The organism is Bradyrhizobium sp. OK095 (genome assembly GCF_900109945.1).
GTDB lineage: Bacteria > Pseudomonadota > Alphaproteobacteria > Rhizobiales > Xanthobacteraceae > Bradyrhizobium.
In genome coordinates this window covers 100,045-118,053 of sequence record NZ_FOBX01000005.1, presented here as the reverse complement: position 1 = coordinate 118,053, position 18,009 = coordinate 100,045, and the positions used below count along the sequence as shown (strand labels likewise).

The following is an 18,009-nucleotide window of genomic DNA, read 5'->3' as shown; positions in this document are numbered from 1 at the left end:
ACGAACTAGCGCAAAACCCGCACGAAACACCGCCGCGGCAGCCCTTAATCAGCCGGGCGATGAAGGCTGGGCTTATGACAGAGGACAAGCCAATTGGCAACGATGAACCGCCTGAACTTGGCCCGCGACTATCCGGAATTGCCACCCCATATGTCCAAGCCGTGTCGCCTGGAGCAGGACCAAAATGGCCCATTTTTCCCAATCGCTTTCCTCTCTGACTGAATTCGCCCGCCCGCGCCATCTGGCGCGCTTGTTGGCGCCTTTGGCCGTGCTCGTCACAGCCGCGCTGCCCTCGACGGCCGATGCCCGCGCTGGCGGTTATGACGGCATCTGGAACGTCACCTTCGCCACCACCCGCGGCAATTGCAGCTCGGGCTACAGCGTCCCCTTCACCGTCACCGGCAGACGGGTGTCGTCCGCCGGCGGCGGCCGGGTCTCCGGTACCGTCAATCGCGGCGGCGCCGTCGCGGTCGAGGTCTCGGTCGGCGCGTCCCACGCCACAGGCGGTGGCCGTCTCGCCGGCGTGGCCGGTGCCGGCTCGTGGCGAGGCATCATCTCCGGCGACCAATGCAGCGGCACCTGGCAGGCGACGCGGTCCTGAATTCGAGCCGAACCATCGCCACAAGGACGGTACGCTCCCTCCACCGCCCGCGAGGGAGGGAAAAACAAAACGGCCCGCCGGAGATCCGGACGGGCCGTTGAACTTTCAGTCCTGGCGAGCTGCGCTCAGCGCGGCGCCAGCACCATGACGACCTGACGGCCCTCGAACCTGGCGTCCTGCTCGACCTTGGCGAGCTCGGCGACGTCGGTTTTGATCTTGTCGAGCAGCTTGGTGCCTATCTCCTGGTGCGCCATTTCGCGGCCGCGATAGCGCAGTGTGATCTTGACCTTGTCGCCCTCTTCGAAGAACCGCTGCATCGCGCGCATCTTCACTTCGTAATCATGGTCGTCGATCATCGGGCGGAGCTTGATCTCCTTGATCTCGACGATCTTCTGCCGCTTGCGGGCTTCGGCGGCTTTTTTCTGGGCGGAATACTTATACTTCCCGTAGTCCATGATCTTGCAGACGGGAGGGCTGACGTTCGGCGAGATCTCGACCAGATCCATGCCGGCTTCCTGTGCCATGCGGATGGCCGCAACCGTCTCGATCGTGCCCAGGTTGTCACCGGCCTGATCGATCAGCTGGATCTGCGCATTGCGGATATCGTCATTGATGCGCGGCCCGTCTTTGGCGGCAGTGGGCGGCGCTTTATTGGGACGGCGAATGGGTGGTTCTCCAAGATTGTGAAAGAAGCGGCTATTTTGCAGGAAGATGCGTTTGCCGGCAAGCAATTCGCTCAGGCGGGAAGCGAAAAACCCTCAAATGCGCGGCATTTTGGCCACGCCCATGGGCACGCTGCACGACATAGACACCTTGCTTCTGTTCCGCAAGCGTCCCAAGGGACAATGCCGACGTCCGGTTGCGCCGCGGACCACCCCCGGACGGCTCAAACTGCACAGCCAGGGTAAACGTTCCATGACCAATGCAAGTCCCGACGCAAGTCCCGATGCCGTGCTCGACTTCATCGATGTGGGCGTGGGCCCGTCCGCGCGGAAAATCGCGGTGCGCAGCCGCGCTGGCCGGGGACCGGGCTTGGTCTGGCTTGGCGGGTTCAAATCGGACATGCAGGGCGGCAAGGCGGTGGCGCTGGATGGCTGGGCCAAGGACCACGGCCGCGCAATGGTCCGGTTCGACTATTCCGGTCACGGCGAATCCGGCGGCGATTTCGCCGATGGAACCATCGGAAGCTGGCTCGAGGATAGCGTGGCGGTGTTCGAGCGCTTCTGCGACGGCCCGCAGGTCCTGATTGGCTCCTCCATGGGCGGCTGGATGGCGCTGCTGCTCGCGCGCGAGATCAGGAAGCGTTCCGGGAAGGCGTCGCTGGCGGGCCTCGTGCTGATCGCGCCGGCGCCCGACTTCACCGAGGAGCTGATGTGGAAGGATTTTTCAGCTGAGGTGAAGAAGGAGATCGAGACCAAGGGCTTCTGGCTGCGGCCGTCGGACTATGGCGATGGCTCGCCCTATCCGATCACGCGGAACCTGATCGAGGAAGGGCGCAATCACCTCGTGCTCGGCAGCGCCATCGATCTCGGCTGCCCCGTCCGCATCCTGCAAGGCGCGCAGGATCCTGACGTGCCCTGGCAGCACGCCTTCGCGCTGACACATCGTCTGCCGGCCGACGACGTCGTGCTGACCATGATCCAGGACGGCGATCACCGCCTGTCCCGCCCGCAGGACATCGCGCGCATTCTTGCCGCGGTGGCGGAGATCGGGTGAGGGTGTAGCCAAACGTCAAGCCGGGAGAAACGCCGATGCCCACCGCCACCATGCTGCGCGCCTTCTGCGACGCTGTCGAACAGCGCAACGGCAAAGCGTTCGCCGACTTGTTCACCGAGGACGGCATCTATCATGACGTCTTCTACGGCGCGTTCGCTGGCCGCAAAAAGATCGCCGCAATGATCGACGACTGGTTCTATCGCACGGCGACCGATTTCCGCTGGGACATGCACGACCCCGTCACCAATGGCACCACGCTCTATGCGCGATACACGTTCAGCTATCGCTCGACCTTGCCGGAAGCGAACGGCGCGCGGGCGATGTTCGAGGGCGTCGCGATCATGACGCTCCGCGACGGCAAGATCGCTGGGTATCACGAGGTCGCCAACACCGCACCGGCGTTCGTTGATTTGAAGTTTGCAGCCGAACGGATTGCGAAGATCATCGGCAAGCAGGGTGCGGAGTTGAAGGCGCGGCCGGAGATGCAGCGGCATTTGGCCTGACGGCGGAGCCCCTACGGCGTCGCCGGCTTCGCCATCGGCTTGCGCTGCGCCAGCGCTGCGACCGTGGCAGTGCCGATCGGGCCCTGCTCATCATAGAGCCAGCATTCGCCGATCGCGACACCGTCGGTGGCCTGGTGGTTCACCACGTCGAAGCCGATCCAGTTCGTCACCGGCAGGCGGTGCAGATAAATCGTGACGTCGCTGTTGATATAGCCGAGCCCCTTGTCGCCGGCATTGGCAAAGGGGCTCGCGAAATCGGCGCCAACAGCGACATGGACGAACGGCGTCATCGGCACGCCCGCGACGAGCTCGCGTACCTCACTCATCCAGAGTTTTCGTGGCCCTAGCGAACCCATGTGGCCGACGATCGGTCGCGTCGTCCATTTGCCGTTCATGCCGAGCCGCGGATCGGTCGGCGGCGGAATGTCGGCGGGCTTCGGCACCTCCCAGTTCGGCGGCGACCACACGTTGCCGTCCGGATTCTGTGTTCGTCGCAGCAGCTGGCACGAGGCGCGCGCCATGCTGACGCCGCCGGAAACGAACTCCGCCTCGACCACGCGGATACGCATGCCGTCGCGCACCAGGCGCGTCGTCACTTCGATCGGCTTGTCGATGGTCGGTAGCCGAAACATGTCGACGGTGAGCCGCGCCGGCACGAATTCGGGGCCCGAATGGCGCTCCTCGATGGCAAAGCCGAGCAGGCCGACGATGACCCGCCCGTGCAGCGATTTCGGATCCCACGGACCATTGGCGACTTCCGTCGGGTGGAATGTATCGCCGTCGCGGGTGAAGAAAGGCATGTTTGTCATGATGCGCGACTTTGCGGGAACGCGCGGGGAAATCAAGTCTCTGCCCCTCATGGTGAGGAGGCGCGAAGCGCCGTCTCGAACCATGCAGGCCCCCGCTGCAGCAGATCGGCCTCGATCCTTCGAGACGCCGCTGCGCGGCTCCTCAGGATGAGGGGAAAGAGCGGAGCGCTAGGAAACCCCCTGCCACTCCTCACGAACGCTCTCATCTTGCTCGCCGGCAGTCGCATCCGTCTTGATCGCCGCGAACTCTTGATCAGGCAACAGTTGTCCCAACGCCCACACCGCGGCCCCGCGCACCAGCGCGCTCTCATCACCCAGCAATCGCCGCGCCTCCTCGGCCAGCGCCACCTCGCCAGAGTTGCCGATCGCAATCAGCACATTCCGCAAAAAGCGATCGCGACCGATCCGCTTCACCGGCGACTTCGTGAACAGCACACGAAACGCGGTATCATCAAGCCGTGACAACTCTGCAAGCGACGGCGCGCGCAATTCGTCACGTGCCGCGAGCTTGGCCTCGCGGCCCTCCTGCGCAAACTTGTTCCAGGGACACGCCGCAAGGCAATCGTCGCAGCCATAGATGCGGTTGCCGATGGCCTTGCGAAATTCGCGCGGGATCGGTCCCTTGTTCTCGATTGTGAGATAGGAGATGCAGCGCCGCGCATCGAGCTTGTAGGGCGCGGGGAATGCCGACGTCGGGCAGATGTCGAGGCACGCCTGGCACGAGCCGCAATGATCGATCTCGGCGCCATCGCGCGGCAGCGCCAGCGTGGTGTAGATCGCGCCGAGAAACAGCCACGAGCCGAACTCGCGCGAGACGAGATTGGTGTGCTTGCCCTGCCAGCCGAGACCTGCGGTCTGCGCCAGCGGCTTCTCCATGACCGCCGCTGTATCGACGAATACTTTCACTTCGGATGGCGCGGTCGCGACCAGCCAGCGCGCCAGCGCCTTCAGGCGCTTCTTGATGAGGTCGTGATAGTCGTCGCCCTGCGCATAGACCGAGATTGCCGCGTGCGTGTGCTGCTGCAGGATCGCGAGCGGATCGGAGTCGGGACCGTAATTGACGCCGAGCATGATCACCGAGCGCACGTCCTGCCATAGCCCGCGCGGATCGACCCGGCGCTCCGGCTGCGCGGCAAGCCAGTCCATGTCGCCATGGCCGCCGGAGGCGATGAATTCGAGGAAGTATTTGCCGGCGTTGTCGATCGTGCCGGGCTCGGTGATGCCGATGCAGTCGAAGCCGAGCGCGCGCGCCTCGCGTTCAAGCGCCGCCTTCAGTTCAGTCGGATCGGAGTTCAGAAATCCAGGTCCACGTAGGTCCGCGACGCCGGCACGCCGGCCAGCCATTCGCTCAGCAGCGGGCGGAACGACGGGCGGGATTTCACCCGCGCGTACCACGCCTTTGCTGCGTCGTCCTCGCTCCATGGCACGTCGCCCAGATAGTCGATCGCCGAGAGATGGGCCGCGGCGGCGAGGTCCGCGTAAGTGAGCCGGTCGCCGGCGAGGAAGTTACGCGTCTGCGCCAGCCAGCCGATATAGGCCAGATGATAGCGCACATTTGCTTTGGCGGCTCGCATCACGTCGGCCGAGGGCGCGCCACCGCCATTGTCCTCGCTCATGAAGCGTTTGTAGATGCGTTCGGTGACGAGAGGGTGGGAGACCTCCTCGAAGAATTTTTCGTTGAACCAGGCCATCAGCCGGCGCACTTCGACGCGCTCGGCGATCGTCTCCGGCATCAGGCGCTTGGGTCCCATCTCGGTGCCATGGGCCTCGTCGAGATATTCGGCGATGATGGAAGCGCCCGGAATCGGCGATTGCTCCTCGTCCACCAGGACGGGCGTGGTGCCGGCGGCATTGAGCAGCAGAAATGCCTCGCGCCGCTCCCAGCTGCGCTCTTCGACCAGCTTCAGGTCGAGCCCGTATTCGCCCGCGATCAGGCGGATGAAGCGCGAATGCGGACAGAACGGATGATGAAACAGCGTAAACATGAAGCCTTTGACTATTTGATGGCGCTTAAGAATCCATCAATGTTTGTGCAGCGCCACACTAGTCTTTCAAAACCGCGAAGCAAGGGCGTGATGCCGCATTTTGCGATTGCAGCAAAGAGGCGAATAGGCGAGAAGAGCCCCGCTTTTCCAGCGGAAATGGACCGTAAATATGTCAGATGCAATACGGGCAGTGATCCTCGGCATCATCGAGGGTGTGACCGAGTTCCTTCCCGTTTCCTCGACCGGGCATCTGCTGCTCGCGGAGCGTTTCTTCCATCTTGGTGAAGGCGCGTTCTGGGATTCGTTTACGGTTCTGATCCAGCTCGGCGCGATCCTCGCGATCGTCGTGCTGTACTTCAAGAAATTGTGGGACGTCGCGGTCGGCATGTTCACCGGCGACGCCGATGCGCGCCGCTTCGTGATCGGCGTGCTGGTGGCGTTCCTGCCCGCGGTCGTGGTCGGTCTCGTCGCCGGCAAATACATCAAGAGCATGCTGTTCAATCCGTGGGTGGTGTGCTTCTCGCTGATCGTCGGCGGCGCCATCCTGCTCTGGGTCGACAAGCTCGATCTCAAGGCGCGCGAGCATGACGCCACCAAATTTCCGCTGCTGATGTACCTCTATATCGGCATCGCGCAGTGCATTGCGATGATCCCGGGCGTGTCACGCTCCGGTGCCAGCATCGTCGCTGCGATGTTTTTGGGGGCCGACAAGCGCTCGGCGGCGGAGTTCTCGTTCTTCCTCGCCATCCCCACCATGATCGGCGCGTTTGCCTACGATTTTTACAAGAACCGCTCCGAGATGACGATGGACCACATGGGCATTGTCGCGATCGGCTTCGTGGTGTCGTTCATCACCGCGATCATCGTGGTGAAGGCATTCCTCGGATATGTCACCCGCCATGGCTTCGTGGTGTTCGCCTGGTGGCGCGTCATCGTCGGCACGCTCGGCCTGATCGCACTGGCGCTGGGACATTAACCTCTCGAAAACTCAACGACGCGCCTCAACGCAATATAAGCTTTTGATCGGTAGGCAGTTTCCAGAGCAGCGCGCGCGCGCCCCTGCGCAGGAGCTAAGCCATGACCCTCGTCAGCGGCTGGGGGCGTTTCCCGGTCGTCGATAGCGATGTGCTGCGTCCGCGGTCGTTCGAGGCCGTTTGCGAAGCCGTGGTGACCGGCTCCGTGGCGCGGGGTAACGGTCGCGCCTATGGCGATGCCGCGATCGGCGCTGTCAGGACGATCGGGATGACCGGGTTCGACCGGGTCAGGTCGTTCGATCCCGCGACCGGTCGCATCCGTCTCGAAGCCGGCGTCTTGCTGTCGGACCTGATCGACACGTTTGGCGCGCGCGGCTTCCTGCCTTTCGTCGTGCCCGGCACGCGCTTCGTGTCGGTCGGCGGCGCCATCGCAGCCGACGTGCATGGCAAGAACCATCATTGCGAAGGTGGCTTTGGCCGCTATGTCGACAGCATCTTGCTGCGCACTGGCGAGGGCGAGACCATCGAGATCTCGCGCGAGCAAAATTCCGATGCCTTCTTAGCGACCGTCGGCGGTATGGGCCTCACCGGAATCATTCTCGAAGCGACGATGCGGCTGCGGCCGGTCGAGACCGGCTGGATCCGCGAGCGGGTGATCTCCGCGTCGGATCTCGATGCCGCGATGCGCGCGCTCGACGCGGGCGATGCCGCGACCTATTCGGTGGCATGGATCGATTGTGCCGCGCGAGGGCGCGATCTCGGCCGCTCGCTGATCTATCTCGGTGAACACGCGGGCAAAGACGAGCTTGCCGATGGCGCTGCTACATTTCCCGCCGGAAAAAATCCCGAGCTGGCCGTGCCCGTTGACCTGCCGTCGATGACGCTGAATCGTTACAGCATCCGCGCCTTCAACGAGCTTTACTACCGCATGGGCGCACGACGCGCCGGCGGCGATCATGTGGTCTCGCTCTATCCATACTTCTTCCCGCTCGACAGTATCGCCGGCTGGAATCGCATCTATGGCCGGCGCGGCTTCCTCCAGCACCAATGCGTGATCCCGGAAGCGGGGGCGCGCGCCGTGCTCGGTGAGATCCTCGATCGCGTTTCCAGGCGCGGCGATGCCTCCTTCCTCGCGGTGCTGAAAAAACTCGGCCAGGGCGACGGCATTTTGTCGTTCCCGCTGCCCGGCTACACGCTGGCGCTGGATTTCCCGGTGAAGGGCGACATCCTGAATTTCCTCGACGAGATCGACCGTCTCGTCGTGGCGGCCGGCGGCCGGCTCTATCTCGCCAAGGACGCGCGTCAGTCGCGCGCGACGTTCGAGGCCGGCTATCCCGCTCTGTCGCGTTTCAACGCAATCCGCAAATCGCTCGATCCCGCGGGACACATCCGCTCAAAGCTATCACAACGCCTGTTCGATGAGGTTTAAGCCGTGATGTCACGCAAATCCGCAATTGTGCTCGGTGGCTCCTCCGACATCGGCCGCGCCACCGCGCGCGCCTTTGCCAAGGCCGGATACGATGTCGGCCTCGCCGGCCGCGACGTCGCCGCGCTGGAGCCTGACGCCGCGGATCTGCGCGCGCGCTACAACGTCGAAGTCGGTCTCAGCAAATTCGATGTGCTCGACACCGCCTCGTTCAACGGCTTTGTGAGCGGTCTTCCCGCGTTACCTGATGTCGTCATCTCGATCGTCGGCTTGCTGGGCACGCAGGACACCGCGCAGAGCGATCTCGCGCATGCCACCATGATCATGCGCACGAACTACGAAGGTCCGTCGCTGATCCTCGGCCTGTTCGCGGAAAAGTTTTTGGCCCGCGGCAGCGGTACGCTCGTCGGCGTGTCATCCGTCGCCGGCGATCGCGGCCGTGCCTCGAACTATGTCTACGGCTCGGCGAAAGCAGGCTTCTCTGCGTTCCTGTCAGGCCTGCGCGCGCGTGCGAGCCGCGGCGGTGTGCAAATCGTCACCGTAAAACCCGGCTTCGTCCGCACCAAGATGACGGAAGGCATGAAGCTGATCGGCCCGCTCACCGTTGACGCGCCGGTCGTCGGCGATGCGATTCTCAGCGCCGTCGAGAACAAGACCGACGTCGTCTATGTCAGCGGCAAATGGCGCCTCGTGATGCTGATCATCAAGACGCTGCCGGAAGCGGTGTTCAAGAAGCTGAAGTTTTGAGTTTGATGGGATTGCGTTGTCGCCGCAGCGGCAGTGCGCCCCCTCGCCCCGTTCTTACGGGGAGAGGGTTGGGGTGAGGGGCCTCTCTCCACACGTGAGATCGTAGAGAGACTTGTACCCCCTCACCCGGATCGCACCGGACGATGCTGCGCATCGCCGGGGGCGATCCGACCTCTCCCCGCAGGCGGGGAGAGGTAAGAGAAACCCTCACGCGCTCTTGCGCTGGAACTGGCCCTGCGGGCGGAAGCGCCAGAGATATTGCGGAGCGATCGCCTCCAGCGAATCCGCTGTGATGCCGAGCCCTTCCAGCGTGAGCCCTGCGGCCTTCGCCGTATCCGACACCACATTGTCGCGCGCGAGCAGCGTGACCTGGTCCGGCGTCAGCTTCAGCATGCCCGGCGCGAATTGCAGGAAGTTGGCCTGGAAGCGGGCGAGGCCGAACGACAGCGGCACCAGCGCGGGCTTGCGATCGGCGATGGCGACGATGGCCTCGATGATCTCGCGCATGGTCAGCACTTCCGCACCGCCGAGCTCGTAGGTCGCGCCCGCCTTGGCCTTGCCGTCGACAGCATCCGCGATCGCGGTGGCGACGTCGCCGACATAGACCGGCTGCATCTTCGTAGCGCCGCCGATCACCGGCAGCACCGGCGACATCCGCGCCAGCGCCGCAAAGCGGTTGGTGAACTGGTCCTCGGGGCCGAACATCACGGACGGGCGGAAGATCGTGGCCGAGGGGACCGCGGCCAGCACCGCCGCTTCGCCGGCCGCCTTGGCCTTGGCATAGCGCGAGGGCGATTCGGCGTCGGCGCCGATCGCCGAGACATGGATCAGGCGGCTGCCCGCCGCCGCGGCCGCCTTGGCGACGGTCTCGGCGCCCTTGGCCTGGACGGCGTCAAAGCTCTGCGCGCCGCCCTCGACCAAAATGCCGACCAGATTGATCACGACATCCGAATCACGCACCGCCGCCTCGATCGAGGCCGGGTAGCGCAGGTTAGCCTGCACCACGTGGACCTGCCCGACCTTGCCGGAGGGCTGGAGGTATCCGGCCAATTCAGGCCGCCGCACCGCCACCCGGACCCGGTAATCCCGCCGGCACAGCGCGCGGACGACATTCCGGCCCAAAAACCCCGATCCGCCGAAAACCGTGACGAGAGTTTCCGAATTCGATGCCATGGGATCTATTCCTAGGTCCGTTCCTGCGGGAAGAGTGCGTGTTATCAGGCTTGTATCGGGCCGGTGTGCGATGCGCAATCCGCATCCCCACGCACCCTCCAAGCATCATTTGACAACCGCGTCACCGAACCGTAGTAACCGCCTCCGTGCCCCAAACGGCATGCCCAGGTGGTGGAATTGGTAGACGCGCTGGCTTCAGGTGCCAGTGGCTTAACGGCCGTGAAGGTTCGAGTCCTTTCCTGGGCACCATCTTTTCCCGATGATGCTGCGATACTAAGTGTCGACCGCGTCGCCCCCGGCAAGGTTGCTGCCGTCTTCATAATTTTGTAGAACATAGTAGGAACGGCGGAGCGCTCAAATGGCTCATGACGGCCGCGTAATCGCGAACTTCGTTCTAGATGAGTGCGACAAGCGAGGGGTCGAAGTGACGAACCTCTCCCTTCAGAAGATTGTCTACTTCTGCCACGTCTGGTCCCTGATCGAATTAAAAGCTCCCCTGATCGCGCATAGATTCGAAGCATGGGAATTCGGTCCGGTACTTCCCTATCTGTACCGAGAGTTCAAAGCATTTGATCGCTCACCGATTCGGAGCCGAGCGACGCGAATCGACGCATACACCGGCCAGAGTCAAGTTGTAGGTTACACATTCGACAGCTCGACCTCAGATGTGCTCACAAAAATCGTTGAATTTTATTCGCGCCTTCGGGCAGGCGACCTCGTTGAGCTGACTCACGCGAAAGACGGTCCGTGGTATAATGTTTGGAATCACTCGGGTTCGGTGAACCCGGGCATGAAGATCGCAGATGAGGAAATTGTTCGCTTCTACTCCAAGCGCGTAGCGCCGTACAGTTTGCAATGAGAGGTCAACGTGGCAAAACTGAAAGTGCCGTCCGTTCAGCATCTCGCGCGGAATTGGCAGCCCACATCTGAGCGCACCTGCAAAAAGCTGGTAACGCTCGCGAACAGCCCACCAACGTTCAACTATAATTCTTTGTTCTTCGCCGCTCGCGATATGTTGGTGTTCAATCAGCCTTACGACGAGATCGTTGAAGGTATCAGGCGGGCTGTGAAACGTGCCGATGTCCGGCAGAATTTGCTCGGGGTGCTCCCGTTGATCCGGGATCACTTTGCCTCTGTGTCGCCCGACTTCGTACAGTCCATTGATCGTCGGTACTACTCCATTGGCCGCGGGCTGATGGTGCCTTTCGATCCGCCGCTCTTGTACGGAGTGGGGGGACAACTCACGTTCCCTTGGTTCAGCTTCTGGCGGCAGAATCCCCTCGCAAAGGAGCGTCTGTCGCTTTTCGTAACGCTCGTTGATGAGCTTCTGGCAGATGATCCTGATCTTGCAGGCGCCAAATTCCAGATTCTGGATTTCAGCGTGCCAAAGGTGAAAGGCCGTGAGCCGGAGCGCGAACTTCGCGTCATCGATGCCCGTGATATTCCGCGCGTCGACGACAAGACGAAGGTCGAAATGCTCAGGGTCTTCGCTGACGGATACTTCATGGCTGAGGCTCAGCTTGCCGGCCGCCCCACAGCGCCCGCAGAGGAACGCGAGCGGCACGATCCGAGGCAAAGTGATTTCTTCGATGATGACCCGCGGAAGCCCTGATTCCGGGGGGCGACATGTGAAGCGCTGTAGTCGGCTTCAGCTTCCGCGATGATAACGGCGATCACGCCGTCTTGCCGGCTCATTTCGTTCCAGCCGGTCAAAGACTTCGGGGCTGATCTCACCCGATTCGCATCAGCGTCATCGAGGCCACGTGCGATCGCGGCGTCCAATGCAGCTAACCGCGCTTCACGATTCTGAATGAGCCGCACACCCTCCCGCACCCCGCTCTTGGAGTGGTAGCGGCCCGACGCGACCGATTCTGTTATAAAGTTTTCAAGCGGCTTCGCCGAGATCTGCACTTACCGCCATGACCAATATTGGATGGCCTTTCTAGTAAGCGGAACTCCCCTTCAGTTCTTCAGATGGTGGACTTGGCGGACGAACTGGCTCCGGTGCCTGTGTCGCACGGCGGGATTCGCGGAGAGGGGCGGATTCGAAGCCGACAGATGCAAGCGGGGTATTCTACTACGAAGGCAAAAAAGGCTTCATCTCTTTCCGTACTTCGACATAGGAGCTCCATTTCATGTCGGAATGTTCAATCATGTGCCCGATGATTGGACGTAAGTACCCATCCAATTCGCGGAACAACTCTCGGCGAGAACCAGCATCAGGCAGGATCTCTCTCAATCTCTTTCCCAGGTGGACGATCAGGGTCCGATAACCTCTCTCAATTTCGGTTTGCGGATCCTTGTTGCCCGTCAATTCCTTAAAACGTGCAAGTAGATTATGATAATCTTCCGTTGTTTTGGCTACGTACCGCGCGACTGTTTTCTTTACGTCTACAAACTTCTGATAACGGTAAGGATCAGACAAAAATTCAAGTAGTGAAATCGCTTGAACGAACTTAAGCGACTGATCCTCTACCTCTAGCAACGCACCGTATAGCTTCAGGGCATGAGCAACCTGGTGTCCGACCTCTCCGTCCAGAGGCAAAAACGGGGCGTGAAAAGGGTCGACTACCAAGCCCAATCCCCTTGTTGGGAAATGAGTGAAGGCAGCGCCGCCTATAATGCAGCCTTGCTTTATGTCGTTATTGTAGAGCAAGACCCCAGCCATCATGTGATTGTTGTCGATTTGCCCCGCCTTGGCGGGAACGGTGTCGACAAGGTCCAAGCGGCAAAGCTGGAAACGTATGAAATCCAGCGCGAGAGAATCGGCCTTCTCGGAAAGCAACCCGATGAAATCCAGATGGCCTTGGTGGCTGTAGCCGTGCATTGCATCCCAGTCGAAGCTCAAAGGAAACGCTATCAACGTATGATCGACGAAGGTTTCAAGGTCGATGCCCGAAGCAGCGGATTGATACCATGCCAAGCTCCCTTCGGCGCCGTGTTGTTGAATGTTAAGTGAGGCAAACGAGACTTCTCCGCGCGGAAAGATGATTATTTCTTCTACGAATTCGATGGGTTCTTCGACGAGGGCGCGTGCCCACGGCAATACAACCAAATGCACGCCGGGCTTTAGCCAAGCCCCACAATGAGCAAGAATATCGTCGTCCATTATACTTCCACTATTTGGGTTGGCAGCGTGTTCTTCCAAGCGCCACGCGCACCTTGACTCAAGGTCAAACTCGAACGAGCCGACATGAGCTCGCGCGCTTAGCTGATATGCGCCTCATGGCGGGGGATGGGTTCGCCGCTCTTAGAGGCGCCAAGGGCGCGCAGTCCACAGGACACTTATGGCGTTGAACGAGCTTCGGAGGCGGGTGGTAAGACGCCCTAGCGGTTCTTTTGATCCGCGCCTTGGCAGAAGGTGAAATAGAAGTTTGCGTCTATCTCAACGGTCGCGAAATTGCGGTCTTTGGGTCTTCTCTCAGAACCGACTACGACCTTCTTTGCACGCAAAAGCCGCCCCGGCAGATCCGAGCGCTTCACGTACCTTCTTGGTCGATTCTTCAGTTTCATCAATGGCTCCCGAAGAGCTTTTTCAACTCTGGGTCGGTAATTTTTGTCTTGCAAGCATCGCCGACGCGCCTGGCCTTACCGCCATTCACGGATTTCAAACAAACCGAGCTTCCATCCGGGTTAACGGTCAAATCGTATTTTGTTCCATTTTTGTTCTTTGTCCAGAGCCTTGTGGTCCCTTGGGGTGCATAGCACCAATCCAAAGACGGGCCGTCGATGCCGGCCATGGCGTTAGCGACATCGATGGCGGAGCCATACCGGTCCTTCGGATCAACCTGCAGGCACTTCCTGATTACGTTGCGGAGGGTGCTCGGGATATGCGGCAAAAATGATGATCGATCCGGGAACTTGCCATTGCGAAGGTCATATCTAAACGCCGCCTTATCGAAGGTGGCCGGCGGCCCGTACTTCGCGAACTGCTGGTTGAAATGATCGTTTCCGTTAGCCATGCGATATAGCGTCAGGCCAACCTGGTAAATGTCGAATGACCGATCGAAATGATCGGTCACAGTGGCCTCTGGTGGTATCATTTTCCCATAGTGTCGATCCTGCGCGGCAATACCACTGAAGTTCATTTGCTTGGCCTGCCCGAAGTCCGAGACAAGGGCTTCGCCGCGAGGCGAGAGTAAGATGTTGTCCGGCTTTACATCAAAATGGACGAGGTCTTTCGAGTGGATGTTGTGCAGGCCGCTCAGAGTCTGCGTGCCCAGGATCACGATCTCACGGACCGTCAAAAATCTGGTAGCCATCAGCCCTTTGACTGAGCCCTTCTGATAATAGGGCATCGCAATGTAGACGTGGTCAGCATCGAAGCACGCGTAGTGCACCTGAACCACGTTAGGATGCGCGCTGGCATATAGTGCCTGGGACTCGGCAAAAAACTCGGTCGGGGAGTTCAGCTTCGATTTCAATATTTGCTTGGTAACGATCTCTGCGTCCAGCTGATGGTCGCGCGTGATATAGGTCTTTGAATTCTGTCCGTCCTGACCGATCTCCTTGATAATATCAAACGTGAGTTCGGCCTTCTGGTAAGGCTTAAGCATCCTTGGTTCCCATCGCGCAGAGGATTGCTTCTCGCGCTTCCTTCGTCATCTTCTCCCAGTTCTCTACGCCTGGACTATCTTCGCCGGCTACCATGGGCTTGAACCGAGCTCTGTCGAATCCGACTCGGGCCGAGATGGAAGCAATCTGGCCAACGTAGTAGGCTTTGAGGTCGGAGCTGGCGAACGCCTCTTGGATCACGCCCTCGATCTGAATGCGTTCAACGCTCGCACCGTCAGCGCTGGGCTCGGTTACGCGGATTCCTGCACGCTCAACTTCATACTCCCTCAGGATATCGAGCAGATTCGAGCGAACGTATTTTAAGGCGTCCGGCGTTTCGAAGGCGGCAGGAATTTTTATTCTTTCGACGTTGACGATAGAGTTCTGGTCGGTGTCGATGATAGCAAACGTCACAGCGCTCGGTGCCGCGCGAATCCCTATAGCTATCATTACTTCCTCCCGTCTCTAAGTCATCTTAACTGGAATGATTTGTCTAGTGTAAAGTTACAACGCAGTATCATACAATCTATAATTGTATAAGCCTGCTTCCCCCTCACACCACCCGTTTCCCCGCCCGATCCGCCACCGCCTTCTGCACAAAATACATCATCACCATCGTGACGATCGTCGTCGTGACGACGACGTAGCCGATCCGCTCGAAATGCAGCAGCGAACCATCCGGCTGCTGCGCGATGATCGCTGCGGCGAACACCGAGCCGAGGCCGCCGGAGAGTTGCTGGAGTGATGCGCTGACCGCGCTGAACGAGCCGCGCTGGCTCTGATCGGGGATCGCCGAGATCAGCGCCTGCGACGGGATCATGCGCGAGAAGATGCCGACGAACATCAGCACGTTGACGGTGATCGCGATCGCCAGCGAGACGTGGCCGAGATGGGTGTAGATCAGCACCATGATGACGGTCATCACGCAGCCGAACACGAAGGTCGGGTATTTGCCGAATGCGTCGCTGGCACGGCCGACCAGCGGCCCCGTGACGATGCTGAACAGGCCGGAGACGAGATAGATCGTCGGCAGATGCGCCATATCGATGCCGATATTGTTCACGGTGAAGGCGCTGGAATACGGCATCAGCATGTACCCGCCCGTCGCCAGCAGCGTCGTGACCGCGAAGGCCAGCGTGTAGCGCGGCTCTCCGATCGTCGCGATCAGATGATGGAACGGGTTTCTGTCCTGCTTCAGCTTCAGATGCGCATCCACCGGCTCCATCGCGAAGCCGATGACGGCGATCGTCACGATCGACAGGCCGACGATCGCGATGAAGCAGACATGCCAGCTCCAGTGGTTGGCGAGAAACAGTCCGGCGGGAATGCCGAGCACCTGGCTCGCGGCAAAAGCGGTCTGGATGAAGCCCATCACGCGGCCGCGCAGATGCAGCGCGAACAGGTCGGTGACGATGGCCAGCACGACGGAGCCGATCACGCCGCCGAACAATCCGGTCACGATCCGGCCGAGCAGCAGCACATGGTAAGTCTGCGCGGCGGCGCAGAGCAGGGTGCCGAGCGTGAAGCCGACATAGAAGAACAGCAGCAGGCGCTTGCGATCGAAGCGATCGGCAAAGCCGGCGGCGAGAATGCCCGAAAATCCCGCGCTGAACGCATAGGCCGACACCGCGATGCCGAATTGTCCGGTCGTGATGTCGAGCGCCGGCATCAGGATGGCGCCAAGCGGCGACATGATGATGAAGTCGAGGATGATCGTGAACTGCGTGAACGCGAGCAGCGCGATGAGGAGTGACTGGTAGCGCGAAAAGCCGCGCGGGCGTTCCTGTTGATCGTCGATCGGCACAGCTAGCGTCTGTTCGGTCATGACCACCTGATTCATGTTGGGCGCGAAACTGGCAGATAGGGTAGGCCGGGACGATTTCCACGGTGCGCATGCCACAAGGTCGGCTGGAATATGAAGCTCGCGGCGGGTTGTGGGATCCGGGCAACAGCCGGGGGCATCGATTGGACCGGGGCATCGCGTGGCGGCCGCCCCATCTCCGGTTGAATTAAGCCGCTTTTAGCGAATGCCCCCTAGGCTCCCGACCGTCCATTTCCCTGCTCCCCGGCCTCCCCCAGTCCTTGGGCCGGTCATGTTGCGGTCAATAGAGCGTTTTCGGATGGAGCAGCCTGCCCGGCAGTACGATTCTGGCGTCCCCACACCGTCGGCAAGTCCGGCGGCTGCGCGGGCGCTTGTGATCGATCTCGAAGGCGCCTTGCTGCGCTCCGAGCTGCTGATGGAAACGCTGTTCTCCAGGCCTGCCCTCATGCTTGGCCGCTTCGGTGCGGGCGGACGCCCGGGCATGGCGGCGCTCACGGATATTTTGGCGCGGGCCGAGATCGATTACGCCCATCTGCCCTATGATTCCGATGTTCTGAACCAGGCCCTGGCGGCACGGGCGCGGGGGGCAAAAATTTATCTCGTCGCGGGGCGCTTTGCGGGTCACGCGGCGGGCATCGCCGCGCATCTCGGCTTCGATGGCGTCGTGACGCCGGCCGATCTCGCGGCGGGCGAGAAGCTGCCGTTCGATCGCAGCTCGATAGATCGCATCGACAGCCAAAACCGCAGCCGCGCCAGTCTCAAAACCTGGGCGAAGGCGCTGCGGGTCTATCAATACGCCAAGAACACGCTGGTGTTCGTGCCTGTTATCACCGCGCATCAGCTGAATTTTGCCACGCTCGGCTATGCGCTGCTGGCGTTTTTGGCGTTCTCGGCCTGTGCGTCCGGCGCCTATCTGATGAACGATCTCCTGGATCTCGCCGCCGATCGGCAGCATCCGACCAAGCGCCATCGCGCGCTTGCGGCCGGTGATCTCAAGATCTCTTCGGCACTGCTTGCGATCCCCACGCTGTGGCTGTTCGCGGTTGCCGCCTCCCTCTGCATCTCGCCGCTGTTCCTCGGCGTGCTCGGCGGCTATCTCGCCACCACCATCGCCTATTCGCTCGTACTGAAGCGCAAGATGCTGGTCGATGTCGTGACGCTCGCCGGCCTCTACAGCTTGCGCATCATCGCCGGCGCCGTCGGTGTCGGCGTGGTGCTGTCGGAATGGCTGCTGATCTTCTCGCTGTTCGTGTTCACGTCGCTGGCGCTGATCAAGCGCTTCAGCGAGCTCAGCATGCGCGAGACGGCGGGCCTCGCCGATCCCTCCAACCGCGACTATCGCGTCACCGATCTGCACATCATCGGCGCCATGGCGGCGGCGAGCGCGATGAACGCGGTGACCGTGTTCTCGCTCTATGTGTCTTCCTCCGCAGTGATGCCGCTGTACAGCCGCCCCTGGATGCTATGGCTGCTGAACCCGCTGCTGCTGTACTGGTTCGGCCGCGCCCTGATGATGGCGCATCGCCGCGAGATGCCCGACGATCCCATCATCTATGCGTTCCGCGACGGCCCCAGCCGCACCACGGTCGCGGCGATGATCTGCATCATGCTGGCGGCGATCTGAGCTGGCTTTTAAGGGCATCTCGCGCTTGCGCCGCCCGGCTCCAATGGCTAAATCGCAACCCATCCGATTAGCTTA

The 18,009-nt window shown here is 61.2% G+C and carries 19 protein-coding genes, 1 tRNA gene and 1 pseudogene; 10 read left to right on the top strand and 11 right to left on the bottom strand.

The window, feature by feature from the left end; all coding sequences use genetic code 11:
• Nucleotides 1-184 precede the first annotated feature (184 nt).
• The gene (locus tag BMW89_RS14860; RefSeq protein WP_092027552.1) at nucleotides 185-601 is read left to right on the top strand and encodes a hypothetical protein; all 417 of its coding nucleotides are present in this window, start codon (nucleotides 185-187) and stop codon (nucleotides 599-601) included.
• Between the two features lie 125 nt (nucleotides 602-726).
• On the opposite strand, the gene infC is transcribed toward BMW89_RS14860, so the two are convergent.
• Entirely contained in the window at nucleotides 727-1,266 is a 540-nt protein-coding gene (infC, locus tag BMW89_RS14855; protein WP_092028047.1) for a translation initiation factor IF-3, read from the bottom strand.
• A 250-nt stretch (nucleotides 1,267-1,516) separates the two neighbouring features.
• On the opposite strand from infC, the gene BMW89_RS14850 reads away from it, so the two are divergent.
• A complete protein-coding gene (locus BMW89_RS14850; RefSeq protein WP_092028046.1) occupies nucleotides 1,517-2,317 on the top strand; it encodes an alpha/beta hydrolase in 801 nt (266 codons plus the stop codon).
• 35 nt (nucleotides 2,318-2,352) lie between these two features.
• Nucleotides 2,353-2,820, top strand: coding sequence for a nuclear transport factor 2 family protein (locus tag BMW89_RS14845; RefSeq protein WP_092027550.1), 468 nt, complete (start codon nucleotides 2,353-2,355; stop codon nucleotides 2,818-2,820).
• A gap of 11 nt (nucleotides 2,821-2,831) precedes the next feature.
• On the opposite strand, the gene BMW89_RS14840 is transcribed toward BMW89_RS14845, so the two are convergent.
• From BMW89_RS14840 to BMW89_RS14830, 3 genes are all read right to left on the bottom strand, one after another.
• Nucleotides 2,832-3,629 carry an acyl-CoA thioesterase domain-containing protein gene (locus BMW89_RS14840; protein WP_092027548.1) on the bottom strand — a complete coding sequence of 266 codons (798 nt, stop codon included), beginning with the start codon at nucleotides 3,627-3,629 and terminating at the stop codon, nucleotides 2,832-2,834.
• Between the two features lie 168 nt (nucleotides 3,630-3,797).
• Nucleotides 3,798-4,973 (bottom strand): tRNA epoxyqueuosine(34) reductase QueG, encoded by a 1,176-nt coding sequence (queG, locus tag BMW89_RS14835; RefSeq protein WP_092027546.1) that lies wholly within the window; start codon nucleotides 4,971-4,973, stop codon nucleotides 3,798-3,800.
• A complete protein-coding gene (locus BMW89_RS14830; RefSeq protein WP_092027543.1) occupies nucleotides 4,922-5,614 on the bottom strand; it encodes a glutathione S-transferase family protein in 693 nt (230 codons plus the stop codon). The genes queG and BMW89_RS14830 overlap by 52 nt, the downstream gene beginning before the upstream one ends.
• Before the next feature lie 169 nt (nucleotides 5,615-5,783).
• On the opposite strand from BMW89_RS14830, the gene BMW89_RS14825 reads away from it, so the two are divergent.
• The 3 genes from BMW89_RS14825 (at nucleotide 5,784) to BMW89_RS14815 (ending at nucleotide 8,761) form a co-directional block, all read left to right on the top strand.
• Nucleotides 5,784-6,590 carry an undecaprenyl-diphosphate phosphatase gene (locus tag BMW89_RS14825; protein ID WP_092027541.1) on the top strand — a complete coding sequence of 269 codons (807 nt, stop codon included), beginning with the start codon at nucleotides 5,784-5,786 and terminating at the stop codon, nucleotides 6,588-6,590.
• Between the two features lie 101 nt (nucleotides 6,591-6,691).
• Nucleotides 6,692-8,017, top strand: a complete 1,326-nt coding sequence (locus BMW89_RS14820) for an FAD-binding oxidoreductase (protein WP_092027539.1) — start codon at nucleotides 6,692-6,694, stop codon at nucleotides 8,015-8,017.
• A gap of 3 nt (nucleotides 8,018-8,020) precedes the next feature.
• Nucleotides 8,021-8,761, top strand: coding sequence for an SDR family oxidoreductase (locus BMW89_RS14815; protein WP_092027537.1), 741 nt, complete (start codon nucleotides 8,021-8,023; stop codon nucleotides 8,759-8,761).
• Nucleotides 8,762-8,968: 207 nt separating this feature from the next.
• Here the strand turns inward: BMW89_RS14815 and BMW89_RS14810 are convergent, their stop codons facing one another.
• A complete protein-coding gene (locus BMW89_RS14810; RefSeq protein WP_092027535.1) occupies nucleotides 8,969-9,934 on the bottom strand; it encodes a complex I NDUFA9 subunit family protein in 966 nt (321 codons plus the stop codon).
• A gap of 162 nt (nucleotides 9,935-10,096) precedes the next feature.
• On the opposite strand from BMW89_RS14810, the gene BMW89_RS14805 reads away from it, so the two are divergent.
• The 3 genes from BMW89_RS14805 to BMW89_RS14795 all read left to right on the top strand — a co-directional run bounded on the left by BMW89_RS14805 (nucleotide 10,097) and on the right by BMW89_RS14795 (nucleotide 11,546).
• Nucleotides 10,097-10,183 (top strand) — tRNA-Leu (locus BMW89_RS14805).
• A 109-nt stretch (nucleotides 10,184-10,292) separates the two neighbouring features.
• Nucleotides 10,293-10,793 (top strand): Panacea domain-containing protein, encoded by a 501-nt coding sequence (locus BMW89_RS14800; RefSeq protein WP_092027533.1) that lies wholly within the window; start codon nucleotides 10,293-10,295, stop codon nucleotides 10,791-10,793.
• Nucleotides 10,794-10,802: 9 nt separating this feature from the next.
• Nucleotides 10,803-11,546, top strand: coding sequence for a hypothetical protein (locus tag BMW89_RS14795; protein ID WP_092027531.1), 744 nt, complete (start codon nucleotides 10,803-10,805; stop codon nucleotides 11,544-11,546).
• Between the two features lie 36 nt (nucleotides 11,547-11,582).
• Here BMW89_RS14795 and BMW89_RS38695 read toward each other — a convergent pair.
• From BMW89_RS38695 to BMW89_RS14770, 6 genes and pseudogenes are all read right to left on the bottom strand, one after another.
• A pseudogene (locus tag BMW89_RS38695) lies at nucleotides 11,583-11,855 on the bottom strand (type II toxin-antitoxin system ParD family antitoxin).
• 156 nt (nucleotides 11,856-12,011) lie between these two features.
• Nucleotides 12,012-13,043 carry a hypothetical protein gene (locus BMW89_RS14785; protein ID WP_143062767.1) on the bottom strand — a complete coding sequence of 344 codons (1,032 nt, stop codon included), beginning with the start codon at nucleotides 13,041-13,043 and terminating at the stop codon, nucleotides 12,012-12,014.
• Between the two features lie 218 nt (nucleotides 13,044-13,261).
• A complete protein-coding gene (locus BMW89_RS37320) occupies nucleotides 13,262-13,447 on the bottom strand; it encodes a hypothetical protein (RefSeq protein WP_143062766.1) in 186 nt (61 codons plus the stop codon).
• Nucleotides 13,447-14,490: a serine/threonine-protein kinase gene (locus BMW89_RS14780; protein WP_092027527.1), complete on the bottom strand. Its 1,044-nt coding sequence runs from the start codon at nucleotides 14,488-14,490 to the stop codon at nucleotides 13,447-13,449. Before BMW89_RS14780 ends, BMW89_RS37320 begins: the two co-directional genes overlap by 1 nt.
• On the bottom strand, nucleotides 14,483-14,938 hold the full coding sequence (locus BMW89_RS14775) for a hypothetical protein (protein ID WP_092027525.1): 456 nt from the start codon (nucleotides 14,936-14,938) through the stop codon (nucleotides 14,483-14,485). Before BMW89_RS14775 ends, BMW89_RS14780 begins: the two co-directional genes overlap by 8 nt.
• A 103-nt stretch (nucleotides 14,939-15,041) precedes the next feature.
• Nucleotides 15,042-16,313 carry an MFS transporter gene (locus BMW89_RS14770; protein ID WP_092028045.1) on the bottom strand — a complete coding sequence of 424 codons (1,272 nt, stop codon included), beginning with the start codon at nucleotides 16,311-16,313 and terminating at the stop codon, nucleotides 15,042-15,044.
• Between the two features lie 295 nt (nucleotides 16,314-16,608).
• Here BMW89_RS14770 and BMW89_RS14765 point away from each other — a divergent pair, with 295 nt between their 5' ends.
• Nucleotides 16,609-17,934: a UbiA family prenyltransferase gene (locus BMW89_RS14765; RefSeq protein WP_092027523.1), complete on the top strand. Its 1,326-nt coding sequence runs from the start codon at nucleotides 16,609-16,611 to the stop codon at nucleotides 17,932-17,934.
• Nucleotides 17,935-18,009 lie beyond the last annotated feature (75 nt).

What these genes read in the sequence shown, in the direction of transcription:
- BMW89_RS14780 (WP_092027527.1), bottom strand. Translation starts at nt 14,490, where the DNA reads ATGCTTAAGCCTTACCAGAAGGCCGAACTCACGTTTGATATTATCAAG.
- BMW89_RS14810 (WP_092027535.1), bottom strand. Translation starts at nt 9,934, where the DNA reads ATGGCATCGAATTCGGAAACTCTCGTCACGGTTTTCGGCGGATCGGGG.
- BMW89_RS14825 (WP_092027541.1), top strand. Translation starts at nt 5,784, where the DNA reads ATGTCAGATGCAATACGGGCAGTGATCCTCGGCATCATCGAGGGTGTG.
- BMW89_RS14845 (WP_092027550.1), top strand. Translation starts at nt 2,353, where the DNA reads ATGCCCACCGCCACCATGCTGCGCGCCTTCTGCGACGCTGTCGAACAG.
- BMW89_RS37320 (WP_143062766.1), bottom strand. Translation starts at nt 13,447, where the DNA reads ATGAAACTGAAGAATCGACCAAGAAGGTACGTGAAGCGCTCGGATCTG.
- BMW89_RS14775 (WP_092027525.1), bottom strand. Translation starts at nt 14,938, where the DNA reads ATGATAGCTATAGGGATTCGCGCGGCACCGAGCGCTGTGACGTTTGCT.
- queG (WP_092027546.1), bottom strand. Translation starts at nt 4,973, where the DNA reads ATGGCTGGCCGGCGTGCCGGCGTCGCGGACCTACGTGGACCTGGATTT.
- BMW89_RS14765 (WP_092027523.1), top strand. Translation starts at nt 16,609, where the DNA reads ATGGAGCAGCCTGCCCGGCAGTACGATTCTGGCGTCCCCACACCGTCG.
- BMW89_RS14770 (WP_092028045.1), bottom strand. Translation starts at nt 16,313, where the DNA reads ATGACCGAACAGACGCTAGCTGTGCCGATCGACGATCAACAGGAACGC.
- BMW89_RS14800 (WP_092027533.1), top strand. Translation starts at nt 10,293, where the DNA reads ATGGCTCATGACGGCCGCGTAATCGCGAACTTCGTTCTAGATGAGTGC.
- BMW89_RS14860 (WP_092027552.1), top strand. Translation starts at nt 185, where the DNA reads ATGGCCCATTTTTCCCAATCGCTTTCCTCTCTGACTGAATTCGCCCGC.
- BMW89_RS14840 (WP_092027548.1), bottom strand. Translation starts at nt 3,629, where the DNA reads ATGACAAACATGCCTTTCTTCACCCGCGACGGCGATACATTCCACCCG.
- BMW89_RS14785 (WP_143062767.1), bottom strand. Translation starts at nt 13,043, where the DNA reads ATGGACGACGATATTCTTGCTCATTGTGGGGCTTGGCTAAAGCCCGGC.
- BMW89_RS14850 (WP_092028046.1), top strand. Translation starts at nt 1,517, where the DNA reads ATGACCAATGCAAGTCCCGACGCAAGTCCCGATGCCGTGCTCGACTTC.
- BMW89_RS14830 (WP_092027543.1), bottom strand. Translation starts at nt 5,614, where the DNA reads ATGTTTACGCTGTTTCATCATCCGTTCTGTCCGCATTCGCGCTTCATC.
- BMW89_RS14820 (WP_092027539.1), top strand. Translation starts at nt 6,692, where the DNA reads ATGACCCTCGTCAGCGGCTGGGGGCGTTTCCCGGTCGTCGATAGCGAT.